The organism is Citricoccus alkalitolerans (assembly GCF_039528175.1).
GTDB classification, from domain to species: Bacteria; Actinomycetota; Actinomycetes; order Actinomycetales; family Micrococcaceae; genus Citricoccus; species Citricoccus alkalitolerans.
In genome coordinates, this window is record NZ_BAAALH010000002.1 from 412,726 (window position 1) to 425,527 (window position 12,802).

Annotated in this window: 13 protein-coding genes and 1 pseudogene; 4 read left to right on the forward strand and 10 right to left on the reverse strand. The window is 62.4% G+C overall.

The annotated features are described in order from the left end of the window. The first annotated feature begins 141 nt into the window (after positions 1-141). Positions 142-732, forward strand: coding sequence for an MBL fold metallo-hydrolase (locus ABD134_RS07745; protein WP_344230782.1), 591 nt, complete (start codon positions 142-144; stop codon positions 730-732). A gap of 272 nt (positions 733-1,004) precedes the next feature. Here ABD134_RS07745 and ABD134_RS07750 read toward each other — a convergent pair whose 3' ends face one another. Both ABD134_RS07750 and ABD134_RS07755 read right to left on the reverse strand, forming a co-directional pair. Further along, positions 1,005-1,325, reverse strand: coding sequence for a putative quinol monooxygenase (locus tag ABD134_RS07750; RefSeq protein ID WP_344228366.1), 321 nt, complete (start codon positions 1,323-1,325; stop codon positions 1,005-1,007). 313 nt (positions 1,326-1,638) lie between these two features. Beyond that, positions 1,639-2,439: a gamma-glutamyl-gamma-aminobutyrate hydrolase family protein gene (locus tag ABD134_RS07755; RefSeq protein WP_344228368.1), complete on the reverse strand. Its 801-nt coding sequence runs from the start codon at positions 2,437-2,439 to the stop codon at positions 1,639-1,641. A 152-nt stretch (positions 2,440-2,591) separates the two neighbouring features. Between ABD134_RS07755 and ABD134_RS07760 the strand changes: the two genes are divergently transcribed. Beyond that, on the forward strand, positions 2,592-3,332 hold the full coding sequence (locus tag ABD134_RS07760; RefSeq protein ID WP_344228370.1) for a FadR/GntR family transcriptional regulator: 741 nt from the start codon (positions 2,592-2,594) through the stop codon (positions 3,330-3,332). 327 nt (positions 3,333-3,659) lie between these two features. On the opposite strand, the pseudogene ABD134_RS07765 reads toward ABD134_RS07760, so the two are convergent. After that, a pseudogene (locus tag ABD134_RS07765) lies at positions 3,660-4,643 on the reverse strand (aminotransferase-like domain-containing protein); the annotation flags it as partial. 429 nt (positions 4,644-5,072) lie between these two features. Then, positions 5,073-5,546 carry a hypothetical protein gene (locus ABD134_RS07770; protein WP_344228372.1) on the reverse strand — a complete coding sequence of 158 codons (474 nt, stop codon included), beginning with the start codon at positions 5,544-5,546 and terminating at the stop codon, positions 5,073-5,075. Positions 5,547-5,636: 90 nt separating this feature from the next. Between ABD134_RS07770 and ABD134_RS07775 the strand changes: the two genes are divergently transcribed. Then, complete coding sequence (locus ABD134_RS07775; RefSeq protein ID WP_344228374.1) at positions 5,637-6,080, forward strand: hypothetical protein; 444 nt, start codon at positions 5,637-5,639, stop codon at positions 6,078-6,080. 71 nt (positions 6,081-6,151) lie between these two features. Here the strand turns inward: ABD134_RS07775 and ABD134_RS07780 are convergent, their stop codons facing one another. Continuing rightward, complete coding sequence (locus tag ABD134_RS07780; RefSeq protein ID WP_344228376.1) at positions 6,152-6,280, reverse strand: hypothetical protein; 129 nt, start codon at positions 6,278-6,280, stop codon at positions 6,152-6,154. 149 nt (positions 6,281-6,429) lie between these two features. After that, a complete protein-coding gene (locus tag ABD134_RS07785; protein WP_344228378.1) occupies positions 6,430-7,005 on the reverse strand; it encodes a TetR/AcrR family transcriptional regulator in 576 nt (191 codons plus the stop codon). A 20-nt stretch (positions 7,006-7,025) separates the two neighbouring features. Between ABD134_RS07785 and ABD134_RS07790 the strand changes: the two genes are divergently transcribed. After that, positions 7,026-8,381, forward strand: coding sequence for a multidrug effflux MFS transporter (locus ABD134_RS07790; RefSeq protein WP_344228380.1), 1,356 nt, complete (start codon positions 7,026-7,028; stop codon positions 8,379-8,381). A 312-nt stretch (positions 8,382-8,693) separates the two neighbouring features. Here ABD134_RS07790 and ABD134_RS07795 read toward each other — a convergent pair whose 3' ends face one another. From ABD134_RS07795 to ABD134_RS07805, 4 genes are all read right to left on the reverse strand, one after another. After that, positions 8,694-9,524, reverse strand: coding sequence for an SDR family NAD(P)-dependent oxidoreductase (locus tag ABD134_RS07795; RefSeq protein WP_344228382.1), 831 nt, complete (start codon positions 9,522-9,524; stop codon positions 8,694-8,696). 339 nt (positions 9,525-9,863) lie between these two features. After that, entirely contained in the window at positions 9,864-10,211 is a 348-nt protein-coding gene (locus ABD134_RS15525; protein WP_378108259.1) for an SDR family NAD(P)-dependent oxidoreductase, read from the reverse strand. Between the two features lie 96 nt (positions 10,212-10,307). Next, the gene (locus ABD134_RS07800) at positions 10,308-11,738 is read right to left on the reverse strand and encodes an aldehyde dehydrogenase family protein (protein ID WP_344228384.1); all 1,431 of its coding nucleotides are present in this window, start codon (positions 11,736-11,738) and stop codon (positions 10,308-10,310) included. 97 nt (positions 11,739-11,835) lie between these two features. Then, on the reverse strand, positions 11,836-12,582 hold the full coding sequence (locus ABD134_RS07805; RefSeq protein ID WP_344228386.1) for a MoaF C-terminal domain-containing protein: 747 nt from the start codon (positions 12,580-12,582) through the stop codon (positions 11,836-11,838). Positions 12,583-12,802 lie beyond the last annotated feature (220 nt).

Genomic DNA, 12,802 nt, shown 5'->3' on the forward strand with positions numbered 1-12,802 from the left:
GGTGGTGGATTCCAGGATGAACGAACGCGTCACTGATAATCGGGCACGCCAGTTGCTCTTCCGGATGACCATTGACCACTAGGAGTGCCCACTTTGTACAACCTGTCCGAACTCACTATCCGCAGTGTCTCGGTATCTGAGATGAGCAACAACGTGTACGTGCTCACCTCCAAGGCCAGCGGCGCTCAAGTCCTTATCGATGCCGCCGACGATGCTCCGGCCATTCTCTCCCTCCTCACTGATGCGCAGGAGGACACGGGCGCTACGGCCCACGTCTCAGGCATCATCACCACGCATTCACATTGGGACCATGTGCGCGCGTTGGGGGAGGTGAAAAAGGTGACGAAGGCACCGACTGCAGCCGGAGAGGACGACATCGAAGCAATCAGCGTGCCGACGGACATCGCACTGGGTCACGGAGAAGCGCATTCCTTCGAGGACATCGAGCTTGAGGTGATCCACTTACGTGGGCATACACCCGGTTCTATCGCGATGCTGTACCGCGATCCTGAAGGTACTGCGCACCTGTTCACGGGCGACTCGCTCTTCCCGGGCGGCGTCGGCAACACCGAGGATGATCCGGATCGGTTCCTCTCCCTCTTGACCGATGTCACTGAGAGGATCTTTGATCGCCTGCCGGACACGACCATCGTTCATCCAGGTCACGGCACGGGCACGACGCTCGGCGCCGAACGGCCCCACTTGGCCCAGTGGAAGGCGCGAGGCTGGTAGACGATTCTGCCTCATCCCAGCTTCTGCACCTCAAGCAGCTGCTAGCACGGAGCAACGGAGAATCCGCATGGCTCACGTCACGGGGTTGACCGGGTCGATCCGTGCTTGCTGAGGCGGACGGACATGCCCGTATGCGTCTCATGATGGGTTACTGGACTCGGTGTCCTTGTGTTGCCGCTCATTGCGTCAAGCGGCCACACAAGGGACCCGGTTCAACCCATCGGTCGAATTTGACCGATCATTTGCTGTCGGCGGCGTGATCGGATGCGGAATTAACCGACCTGCAGCTCGCCCATCTCGTCCCAGCCCTCACCATCGACCTGGCGGCTGATGATCTTTGGTGTAGCGGCAAGCGCCGGTCGCATTGCCTTCAGTCCTGCGGCGAAGTGCGCGCTGGTGACGTGGGCTTCGGCCGCGTCGTCCCGGAAGGCTTCCACGAGTACGAATTCATGAGGATCTTCTAGGCTGCGAGACCACTGGAAGAACAGGTTCCCCTCCTCGGCACGGGACGCTTCGGTGAAGGGACGGACCATTTCGGGGAAGCGGTCGACGTACTCGGGCTTAATTTGGTGCTTTGCAACGATGAGGATCACTACCCCATGCTAGCCCGACGTTCTCACAAGTTCTTCAGTGCGCACAGCTCGCAAGTGAGGGTCGGGTCCTCGTGACCTCGGTGAATGTAGGTACTGAGTTTGCCTGCCGAGCCCTGGTCCAGCTTCCACTGAAAAGCGGGACACGCCATCTCTGGGTAGTACTTCAGACACTTCGGCGGGGAATGGTCAGGTCATGCACGACCGCATTGCGGTCGCACGCCAGATAACAGGCGCGCCAGGAAGGCACTTGCCGGTTACTTGATCTACAAACCCGAATGCAGGTCCTTAGCTCGGTTTTTGGAGCATCAGACTTCTAGACGGCTGGTCGCAGTGTCGAGTTCACAGTGTCCTCTAGTTGTCGGTGAGAACGGACGGCGCTGACGAGTGCACGTGCAAGGGCTCGAAGATGGTTGTCGTTAGCGCCAGAATCTTCCGGATGCCACTGAATCCCTACGAGCCACCCAGAACCGGAGGACTCATATCCTTCAATCAGGCCGTCGCTGGCCCAAGCCGCCGGCGTAAGGGTTTCAGGTAGTCGCGCGACGGCCTGATGATGCGCTGAACGGACACTGACGCGGGTTACGCCATAAATGTGGGAGAGCCTAGTGCCCTCCAGGATCTGGACCTCGTGCTCTGTCATCTCATCAGCGCTTGGTCGTACGTTGTGCATGGTTCCAGGGCCGATATCAGAAACAAGTGTTCCCCCAAGCGCCACATTAATCACCTGCATGCCGCGGCAAATGCCAAGCAGCGGAACGTCCCGTCCGACTGCGTTTCGAGCCAGCTCGATCTCGAAGACATCAGCTTCGGGGTTCACCGCATGCGTGTCCGCCTGTTTCTGGACAGCCGGATCTTGTGTGTAGAACGTGGGATCGACGTCCGCGCCACCGAGAATGACGACGCCGTCCACTCGATCAAGCAGCTCTGACGCTAGTCCTCCGGGCCTGCTCGCATTGACGAACAGCACCTGAATGTCCGGTCCGGCGTAGGCCAGTGCCTGCCCGGCCCGCTGCGCTAAGGAGTGCAACGTGTTGGCGTATCGCTCAGAGACCCTGGCGTCGTCCATGCAGTATGATGCCAAAATTCTCAATGGACGCTGTAGGGGTTTGGTCATGCCGACTCCTCCGTCATTCTTACCGCCGTGCGGCGCCGTGCTCACTCGTGTGGCCTCGCAGCCCGCGGCCTCCACCGTCGCGGTTAGGGTGGGGACGTGCGTACCCTGCGAACCACCAGTCAATGAACTCTAAACTACAGAGGTTATGTTTCATGGGTGTGAATAGTTGGACTGCACTGCTGCGCCCTATTGAGGAGGCTGGAGTCTCCGAGGCCATCGTTCGGCGCTTGAGCGAGCTGATGTGCGCCGGCACGCTACGGGCCGGGGATCGTCTCCCTTCAGAGACTGAGCTTGCGACGTACTTTCAGGTCGCGCCGATGACGGTCCGGGGCGCGCTTAAGGTTCTCCGAGAAGAGGGCTTTGTGGAGACCAAGCGTGGGCGACACGCGGGCACAGTGGTCAGTCCGCGGATCGGTGAGATCGTTGCCCGCATTGCTGACACAGCCCCACGGCTGGAGGTCATCGCTGAGCTGACCTCGTGGCGGAAGGCCATCTCGGGGGAGTGCGCTGCCTTGGCTGCGAAGTACGCCACGGAAGGGGAGATGGTGGAACTCGGAGGGCTGGTTCACCAGGCTGACTCCCAATCTCCGGACTATGAGAGTTACCGATTCGCCGATGCGCGGGTTCACCTCTACATTGCAGAACTTTCCCGCTCAGAACGGCTGCTCAATGCTGAACGGCAGATTCAGGCCGAACTTTCACGATTGCTCGGCACCAAGCTTCACCAGCCCGGCCTGGAGGAGGCACCGACCCAGGGCCATGGCCCACTCCTCGCCGCAATTAGTGTCGGCGATCAGGAGCTGGCCCGTCGACGCTTGCGTGAACATGTACAGGCAACCCTGAACTTGGTGAGGGGGACCGGCTTAGAGTCGGGACGGCATTCTCGGTCCTAGGTTCACATGCCAAGCTGTTTGCCGCAGCCAACCCGGCCGGGTTGGCTGCGGTGCGGATCGGGGCGCTCATCCACATGCAACAGTCTTCCTCCCGGCCGCACCAGCTTGTGAACGGAATGTTGAGGAACGGAAAGTCCACTGGAACTAGCTGCCTTCTAGCCCGTCGGCCCGGACAACTCTCTTGGCTCAGGAACCGCTGACAGACCCTCTGATCCCTGCCTACCGATGCGGACAACGTGAGCCTGGCAGAAGAGACCCACGCATTCCGATCGAGGATCGTGTAGCGGGACCGCCGCTGTGGTGCATCGAGGCGGGGTAGTGAGCGGTTCAGGTATAGCGCGGCTCGGTCTCCGCGGTGGTGATTGCTCGTCCGATGATGCGTGCCGCGTCGGGGAATGTTCCGGGGTTGGGGCCGGAGTAGTTGAGGCGTAGATACCGGCCGGGTGGTTCTGCTGGGAACCAGTCGTCGCCGGCGGCGATGGTGACGCCTTGTGCTTCGCAATCGCGGGAGAGATGAGTCAGATCCGTTTCGTCGGCCAGGCGGAGCCAAAGGTTCAGTCCGCCGCGGGGGACGGCTTCGAGGTGTGCGGCGGGAGCGTGTTCGCGCATTGCCTCGATGAGGAGATCCCGGCGGGCGGCGAGTTCTTTGCGGAGCGCGCGGAGATGCGTCTGCCAAGCCGGTTGGGTGACTACATCGAGCGCAACCGTTTGCAGCGCCTCGCTGACGTACATCGTGTGCGCCTGGGTATCGGCGAGGATGCGGTCACGGGCGGGGCCGCGTGCGATCAGTCCGGCCACCCGAACGGATGGGGAAACACTCTTGGTGAGTGAGCGGAGGTAGATGACGTGGCCGCTGTCGTCACGGGCGGCGAGGGGTGCCGACTCGGTCGTGATGCCGAAGTCGTGCGCCCAATCGTCTTCGATCAGGAATGCGCTCCGCTCCCTCACGATGCCGAGCACCTGCTCGGCGAGGTCGGCCGACCACTGCCCGCCGGTGGGGTTGGCGAAGTTCGGTTGCGCGTAGAACGCGCGTGCGCCGGTCTGCGCGAACGCGCGGTCCAGGTCGTCAGGGTTGGGGCCGTGCGGCCCGCTCGGGATTGGGATGAGCTGCACGCCGACCTGCGCTGCCGCGAGGATCGCACCCCAGTAGGTCGGTGACTCGATCAGCAACGGCCGCCCCGCGCCTACCAGCGTGCGAAAGAGGGTGCTCAGGCTGCTCTGACTACCGGGGAGGACCACCACGTCACTTGCGGCCGGGGGTGTGAGCCCTGCGGCGGTGACGGAACCGAGTTCGGCCGCGAACCACGACTGCCTTGGCCCGACCGCCCAGCACGTGATCACCGCGCCCTCTACGGAATGGTGGTCGAAGGGCCGGCAGGTCGAACAGTGGACTATCGACTGGCGGTCGGCAGACGATCCTGCACCGTTGCCCAGGCAGCCATCACAAGTCCTGTCAGATTGGGCCCATGGCACGCGAGCCGAGGAGGTCCGCGCTGACAAGGAAAGGCCCCGAGACCCTCATGCCAATTGGTCGGGGACGTGGTGGTCGTTCCCGCAAGGGACCATTCAGTCGGTCGGCCGGATACCGCTGGGGCTGAACCTCATCGAGGACTCCTTCGGCGAGGAACACGTCACAGTCATCCCCGTGCGTGGTGTCAGCAGAACATATGAGGTTCACACAGAGGACGATTGGGTGTCACTGTGCCGGGAGTACCCCTTAGAGGTCACGGCATCGCGTCGTCATGACTGGTTTCGTTGTACCGGGCATGACGGCAAATGGGTGATCCCAAACTGGGAGAAGGTCGCCGAGGGGTGGACGCGGTGCACATGACAGCCATGGCCTACCTCAGTAGTGCCAATCGTGCGCTGCACGTCAACACCGATATTTCGACGGTCATCGCGGGGTGGAACTCCGACACGACGATCTGGCTGACAGATGCCGCACGCGAGTGGTACAACCCACGCCAGGAATGGCAACGCAGCATCGAGCCCGAACTCGTCCCAGCTGGCTTCAACAGCCTCGTTCACCGGTTCTTCCGTCACCTCGATCGGTTCAGTCTTGGGAATAAGGAACTCCATGGATCGGTGCCCGTTGTGCATGGCGGACTCCGGCCAGGCTGCCCCGATCAGCTTGGTGATGGTACCCATCAGTGACAGGGGGAGGGAAAGGCCGATGCTCAGGACGTGACGGTCCTCATCAGGAATAATGCTCATGACCGTCATGTGTGCGGAAGGATGTTCGAATCCGCGGTTTGCGCATGTCATCCATCAAAGCACATCCATGCCGACGAAGGACGAAAGTCAATGAAACCAGTCGTCAAGCTGTCCGCACTGCTGGTATTCGCCGCGATCCTATCCGCTGGCTGTTCCACGGCTGCCCCAGATAGCCCGACACAAAGCTCAACCGTTGCCACCACAGACTCACAGCCCGTCTCGGAATCGTCAGGAGTCACTGAGCTGGCAGTGGCTGAGATCGAGCGCGACGAGTATGCCGAGTCGAACGTGGTCACCAGCGTGACGGCGGAAGATGGAACCTCACTTATCGCTAAGACGACGCTGGTTGATCCCAGAGGTGACAGCGGGAGCAGCGAGGCGGAACGTGCAACCTTCATTTGCGAGGCCGCTCGACGAGTCCCGGGGATCGAGAAGGTCAAGGTGATGGAAGCCGTCGGAACTCACTGGATCGTCTACGGAGAGAACTTTGAATCTCTCGTCCCCGGCTCATCCACATCGTGCGGCGAGTATTGACCTCGAGGCAGGGCAGCAGTTGAGGATCCCCATGCACCTGGATCTGGAACTGCATTGAGGGTTCTCCCGGATCAACTTCCCGGCACGTAGTCCTCGTGCCACCAGCGGGTGATTGGCTCGAAGTCCTCCGGGTTGTCGTACCGGAACACCTTGTCCACGGCGTCATCGTAGGCCTCACGCTCTTCACCTACTCCGCTCACCCGCACTGAAGGAGGCCGCGGCCGAATAAGTCGGCCACGTTCTGAGGTAGGTGCAGAAGTTCCTCGCCTGCGAGAGGGTCAGCGCCGCCGGACGGTGAACGATCTGAGCTGAACTGGATGGTGTGCACGAGGGTCTCCGGTGGGAGGCCTCAGTTCAGGAGTGCTGCTAGTTCGTTTGTCGCGATGTCGGCGAGGTTGTCGTGGCGGAGCGCGGCGGCGTTGAGCAGGCTTCCGTCGATGACTGCAGCGGCCAGTGACACTGAAACGTGAGCGCGCCCGCATTTGGCCAGCAATGCCGAAAAGTCCCGCTCTATGACCACGCGCTGTTCCTGGAGAAGGCTCGAGAGCTCAGGTGTGGCACGCGCGCAGTCTACAACCATCCCCACGATCCCCAGGAGCCTCCTGTCACTGAGATCCGCCCCGTAGAAAGCCCGCAGGAACAAACGCGCAGTCTCCTTGGCTGTCAGCCCAGGGTGTGCTTGCTCGAGGACACGTTGGGCTTCGGTATCGCGTTCGCTCATGTCCTGCTGCATGCACGCCCGAAGAAGGTCCTCACGGGTCGTGAAGTAGTATCGGATCGAACTCCAAGGGACATCTGCGGCCTGCGCGACCTGACGATGAGTGACAGCGGACATGCCCTCACCAATCATCAGCCCCAAGGCGGCCCGGAGGATCGCGTCGTGGCGTCGAACGGCGCGCAACTGACCGCTAGTGGTGCTGGGCATAAGTAGTCCAATCCTCAAAGTTGTACGTTCGTACCATTCTAGGGGTAGAGTTACTTCTTGGCACCATCACCGTGGATGTGCCCGCCTGCTCTCCCCGCCATCTGGGGTTCTACTGTCATGAAAGAACAACGCTCATGTCCACGTCTGTACGTTTTTCCACCACGCTTTCCCTGGCTGCCATCGTGGGGCTGGTGCCCTTCGCCATCGATATGTACCTGGCGTCACTGCCGCAGATCAGCCAGGAGTTCACCGCACCGGTATGGGTCACGCAGCTGACTTTGACCGGATACCTGTTGCTGCTCGGACTGGGACAGCTCTTCGCCGGTCCGCTCAGCGACGCCATCGGACGCCGCAAGCCGCTGATGATCGGGCTGGCCCTGTTTATCGTCGGATCAGTGGTCGCCGCCCTGGCGCCGAACATCACCACGCTCGTCCTCGCCCGATTGCTCCAAGGCGTCGGTGGAGCATTGGCTGCTGTGGTTGCCACCAGCACGGTACGTGACCGCGCTGAGGGCCCTGCGGCCATGAAGCTCTTCGCCGTATTGATGACCGTCTCGGCGCTGGCACCGATCGTTGCACCTGCCGCCGGAGGGTTGCTCGAAGGCGCCGCCGGATGGCGCTCGGTGTTCTGGACCCTGGCAGGACTCGGCGTCATCGTGTCCCTCACGTCCTGGTTCGCCCTGCCTGAATCCCTCCCCAAACTATCCCGCCACCCCCTGAAGCTGCGCGGTGTCCTGTCCGCCTACTCCACCCTGCTGCGCACCAGCAGCTTTAGTCTGCCGCTGGCCGCACTGGCGACGATGTTCATGCTGCTGTTCGCCTACATCGGTGGCGCGAGCTACGTCTATCAGGACCAGTTCGGCATCAGCCCGCAAACCTTTGGGCTCGTCTTCGGCGGAACCGGCGCCGCACTGATGCTCGGCGCCATCGTAGCCAACCGTTTCGCAGAAAAAACCGGCGCCTACCAGCTGAGCATCATCGGCATCATCATCTCCCTCATCGGGGCCGCAGCAGCAGTACTGGTCACCGCAGCGACCATGCCGCTGGGCGCTCTCGTCGCAGCAATGAGCGTTGCCATGTTCGGACTAGGACTCAGCGAACCGGCCCTAATGAGCCTGTGCATGAGCGCCGTACAACGACACACCGGCCAAGCCGCTGCCCTCATCGGGGCGGGCCAGTTCGCCCTGGGTGCAGTAGCCACTACATTCGCCGGTATTCTCGCCGCACGCGGAGCTCTGCCTTGGGTCCTGCTGCTGGTAGGCCTGGCGATTGTGGCCCTGGTGTTGGCTGTCATCGGTTCACGGTCGATCAACACCAAGTCATCGACGATGCAGACCGCTGAGCAGGCCACTGGTGTGCCTGTCCCAACGGCGTGACCGCGCGTTAACCGTAAGCGACTCCACCGCGTATCGGCCATGCATGCCATAACCAGTGATTCTGTGACGATGTGGGCATCGAACCAATAACCGAAGGTGGCCGGCGCACCAGTCGGGGCGAACCGTCCCTTCCATGCTTCATGGGGCCGGAATCCGCCATGGCCAGCGCAAAGGCATCCTGCCAACGCAACGTGCGATGAAGTGCAGCGGGAGCTGTGGGAATAGAGCCGAGCTGATCACTCATGATCAAGCCTTCCGAAAGAGGGAGTGGTCTCAGGTAGGCGGCGGCAGTCGGGAGGCTTCAGTGCTTCCTCACGGGCGGGCGGGAACGTGGTCGGGCTGGATGCCGGACATCTTTACCCGGGAATCCAGCGTCAGGGAACCTGGATCGCCGGCGATCATCCCACCGTCCACCGGAATCACAGACGCATTGACGTACGAGGCCTGCTCGGAGAGCAGCCAGGCGACGATGTTCCCGACTTCGGCCGCTCTAGCTGGACGTCGGCTGGGGACGAACGAGGTGGCCAAGGAATAGGCCTGCTCTCGTTCCAAGCCTAGTTCGGTGCCGTATTCGTCCATTTCCATATCGGCCATTTCGGTTCTGGTCCACCCCGGACAAACAGCGTTGGCGCGGACTCCGGAAGGTCCGTAGTCCACGGCAATTGACTGCATGAGCATCGTTAGTGCGGCCTTCGTTGCGTTGTATCCGGGGATGCCTGCGCTGGCACGGAGTGCGGACGCCGAGGCGATCCCTACGATCGATCCTCCGGCGGCTACCAGATGCGGCATGGCCGCCTTTGCCAGCAGAAAGGGACCCGTCAGATTGGTGCGGACCATTGCGTCCCAGTCATCGGCTGCCAGCTCCCCTACCGTGCCGGGGCGGACAATGCCGGCGTTGAGCACCAGGCCGTCTATCGCTCCGAGCCGCTCAAGGGTCGTCTCGACCAACCGCTCCACGTCACCTGCTGAGGCGACGTCGGCAACCACCGGGATCGCGCCGGTAGATTGAGCGATCTTATCGAGCGTGTCGGGGCGCCGTCCGCAAACAACAACGTCCCATTCCTGGGCCCGGAGGATCGCGGCCGTGGCGGCGCCGATGCCTGTTCCTCCACCGGTGACTATGGCTACGGGGTTCTTGGTCATTCTGCTTCCTTGAGGTTAGGGGGGTGCCGTTGACGGAGTGAGTATGCGGGGTGTTGTTGCAGGCCTCTGCGCCGGTTTCCGAGCGACGGCCCGGACGTTTGTGGCGCGGGTGGCGCAGGGTGCCTGTCAGCTGAAGTCCAACGAGGGCAAGACCGAGCGAGCCGCGTAACCGAACTCCGCCACTACGGTGGTCCTCGTGATCGGCTCACTGGTCGGCGAGGCCGAAAAGGACGGCGTGTCGAGCTATTTGGTTTGGTTGCATCATCGGAAGGCCGAGTTTGGTGGAGCCTTCGTCCGCGCCCAAGTCTCCCCGGGACGTCGGAGTGACGTTCACCGGCATCACACCGTCCCAGTTTTTTCCAACGGCACCTCTGCCGCGACTTGTCCCACCGGCCCGGATATTCTCGCGCATGCGACGACTGAATGCAGGCGGCCGAGAAGACTCTGCGCAGTGTGGGCGACTATCCGAATATCGGATTCGTTTGTGTGGTCGGTCTGGACGAATTTCACGCATTGGTCGGCTTGCTCGAGCTGGCTCGCCACCGAGGACCCCTCCGGGTTTCGGTCGACGATCAGGACGGTCGCCCCTTCATTGGCCAGGACCTCGGTGCAGGTTCGGCCAATGCCAGACCCCCTGTCACGAGCACGACACGGTCGCGCAATTACATGTCCGTTCGCCTTCTCCATCCCTGCAGTTGCCGAGGAAGCGGCCGGATCTGCCGACCGCTCCCCGTCACGTTAGGGTTGGCGAGACCGCTCCGTAACGCGGTCCTGCCGTCCGGGCTAATAGCTGATGACCTGGGGTTGCCCGAGATGCTTGAGCCCTTCTACGCCGAACTCGAGTCCGTAACCGGAGGCCTTGGCCCCACCGAACGGCACGCGGGGATCTACGGCGCCGTGCTTGTTGATCCACACGGTGCCCGCCTCGATGCGGGCCGCGACATACCTCGCCGTCTCCTTGTCGGAGGACCATACGGAGGCTCCTAGGCCCACGTCCAGGGCATTGGCCATCTCCACGGCCTCGTCCACCGTGGAGTACTTCACGATCGGCAAGGCCGGGCCGAACTGCTCCTCGGCCACCAGCGGGTTGTCGTTATCAATGTCCGCGATCAGCGTGGTGGGAAAGAAGTAGCCGGGCCGGTCCGGGTCCGGATTGCCACCGGTGACGATCCTCGCCCCGGCATCTTTCGCAGCCTGCACGAGATGAGCCACGATGTCGTACTGCGCTTTGTTCTGCAGTGGCCCGAGAACGTTGGCCTCGTCCAAACCAACACCCATCGGCATCTGCGCAGCGACTTCCTCCAGCGCGACGACGACTTCCTCGTAGATGTCCTCGTGGACATACAGACGCTTCAGGGCCGCACAGGTCTGACCGGTGTTAATGAACGCTCCCCAGAACAGGTCTTGGGCAATGGCGACCGGGTCGGCGTCCGGCAGGACGATGCCAGCATCGTTGCCACCGAGCTCCATGGTCAGGCGCTTCACCGTGTCGGAGGAGTTGCGGATAATAGCCTTGCCCGCCTCGGTGGAACCGGTGAACATGATTTTGGCGACGTCCGGATGCTCCACCAGACGGTTGCCCACGACCCGGTCCCCGGATACCGCGTGCAACACGCCTTCTGGCAGGACAAGGTTGAGCACGTGGATCAGACCCAGGACGGAGAGCGGGGTCATGCTGGAAGGCTTCATAACCACGGTGTTGCCCATGCGCAGGGCCGGGGCGAGCTGCCAGACGCCGATCATCATCGGCCAGTTCCACGGACCGATCGCGCCCACCACGCCCAGGGGACGGTAGTGCAGCTCCGCTCGTCCGCTCTCGTCATCGACCAATACCTCGGGCTCGAGCTCGAAGGACGCGGTGGCGCGCAGCCAGGCCGCGCACGCGCCGACCTCGAAGCGCGCATTGGGTCCGTTCAGAGGCTTGCCCTGCTCCCGGGAGAGCAGCACTGCGAGGGCCTCAGCGTTGGCCTCGACGGCGTCCGCGGCCCGGTTCAGGAAACCGCTGCGCTCCTCATGGGACAGCGCGCCCCAGCCGGGCTGTGCCGCGCGGGCGGCGGTGATCGCAGCTTCGAGGTCGTCGAGGGTGTGCTGTGGGGCCTGGCCCACCGTCTCGCCAGTGGCCGGGTCCAGAATGTCCCGACCGCCCGTGGCCGGTTGGATGACGGCGAGGAGGTCCTCGTAAGTCGTGAACGTCGTGGTGGCTTCGGTGGTCATGTCCTGTCCTTTGTGGTGTTGGGGCCAGCTGGAGCTGGCAGGCGTGAAGGAATCGGAGGTTCTGCGGTGCCGCTGGTCAACCAGCCGCACTGGCGCCTCATTCGGCGGGGTAGTGCGTTTCGTTCAGGACGGTGAACCTGCTATCGAAGGGCAGGTGCATGGGCGCTAGGGATGGTCCGTCCCAGCAGAACATGCGCCCGATGGAGCGTTCGTTGCTGAGGTCAATGACGACGAACGATTCGACGGGCATGACGGTTTCGCTCCAGTAAAGGAGCACGATGCCGTCGGCGAGCTCGAAGACGCGGATGGGGTCGACGTCGCCGAGACCGCTTTCGGCACCTTCGATGCAGTACCAGACGAAGGTGCCGGAGTTCAGGTAGATATGCTCGTAGCGCTCGGTGGGGCTGTAGCGGTAGAAGATGCGCTTGCCAACGAGCTCGTTGCTCTCGGCCCGAGCCTCGATCTCCCCGGTGCCGGCGACGCGACCGGAGAGGAAGTCGGTGTGCATCCGGACCTCCCCGTTGCGATTGACGAAGGAGGAATCCGCGACGGTGACCTTCCCGTCGGCGCGGTTGATGATCATGGTGACGTCTCGGGTCTCGGTGCCTTCGCCTTTGAGGAAGTCGACATAAAAGATCTCCTCGCGCACTTCCACGGCCCGGTAGGCGTGCGTGCCGGTCGCACCGGTGTTCTCTCCATCGGTGATGGCCCAGGTCACGCGACCAGTGTCGAAGGTGTGGACGACCGTCCAGCCATTGTCGAAGCCGATCTCGAGAGAGGTTCCCTCGAGCTTGTCGCTGGCCGGAAGGGAAGGATCACCGAAGCCTTCGAGCATGGCCGTCACTGCCGGCCACTCGTGCTGGGGAACGTAACCATGGTCATTGGTGGGTACGGCTGCGCTGGTGCTCGACATAGTGTATTTCCGTTCGTCGTTGTCGCTCTGAGGAATTTCGGGCCATCAGCCGCAAGCGGACGTCATGGCCAATCGATCGTTCGCGATCGTGCGGTCGAGCTTGTGAATGCCCGCCCCATGTGTGCTGGATCACCTGCCTGAACTGTACGCA

Coding starts and splice junctions, on each gene's coding strand:
- ABD134_RS07785 (WP_344228378.1), bottom strand. CDS start 7,005: ATGCCCAGCACCACTAGCGGTCAGTTGCGCGCCGTTCGACGCCACGAC.
- ABD134_RS07800 (WP_344228384.1), bottom strand. CDS start 11,738: ATGACCACCGAAGCCACCACGACGTTCACGACTTACGAGGACCTCCTC.
- ABD134_RS07760 (WP_344228370.1), top strand. CDS start 2,592: ATGGGTGTGAATAGTTGGACTGCACTGCTGCGCCCTATTGAGGAGGCT.
- ABD134_RS07795 (WP_344228382.1), bottom strand. CDS start 9,524: ATGACCAAGAACCCCGTAGCCATAGTCACCGGTGGAGGAACAGGCATC.
- ABD134_RS07775 (WP_344228374.1), top strand. CDS start 5,637: ATGAAACCAGTCGTCAAGCTGTCCGCACTGCTGGTATTCGCCGCGATC.
- ABD134_RS15525 (WP_378108259.1), bottom strand. CDS start 10,211: ATGGAGAAGGCGAACGGACATGTAATTGCGCGACCGTGTCGTGCTCGT.
- ABD134_RS07770 (WP_344228372.1), bottom strand. CDS start 5,546: ATGAGCATTATTCCTGATGAGGACCGTCACGTCCTGAGCATCGGCCTT.
- ABD134_RS07755 (WP_344228368.1), bottom strand. CDS start 2,439: ATGACCAAACCCCTACAGCGTCCATTGAGAATTTTGGCATCATACTGC.
- ABD134_RS07745 (WP_344230782.1), top strand. CDS start 142: ATGAGCAACAACGTGTACGTGCTCACCTCCAAGGCCAGCGGCGCTCAA.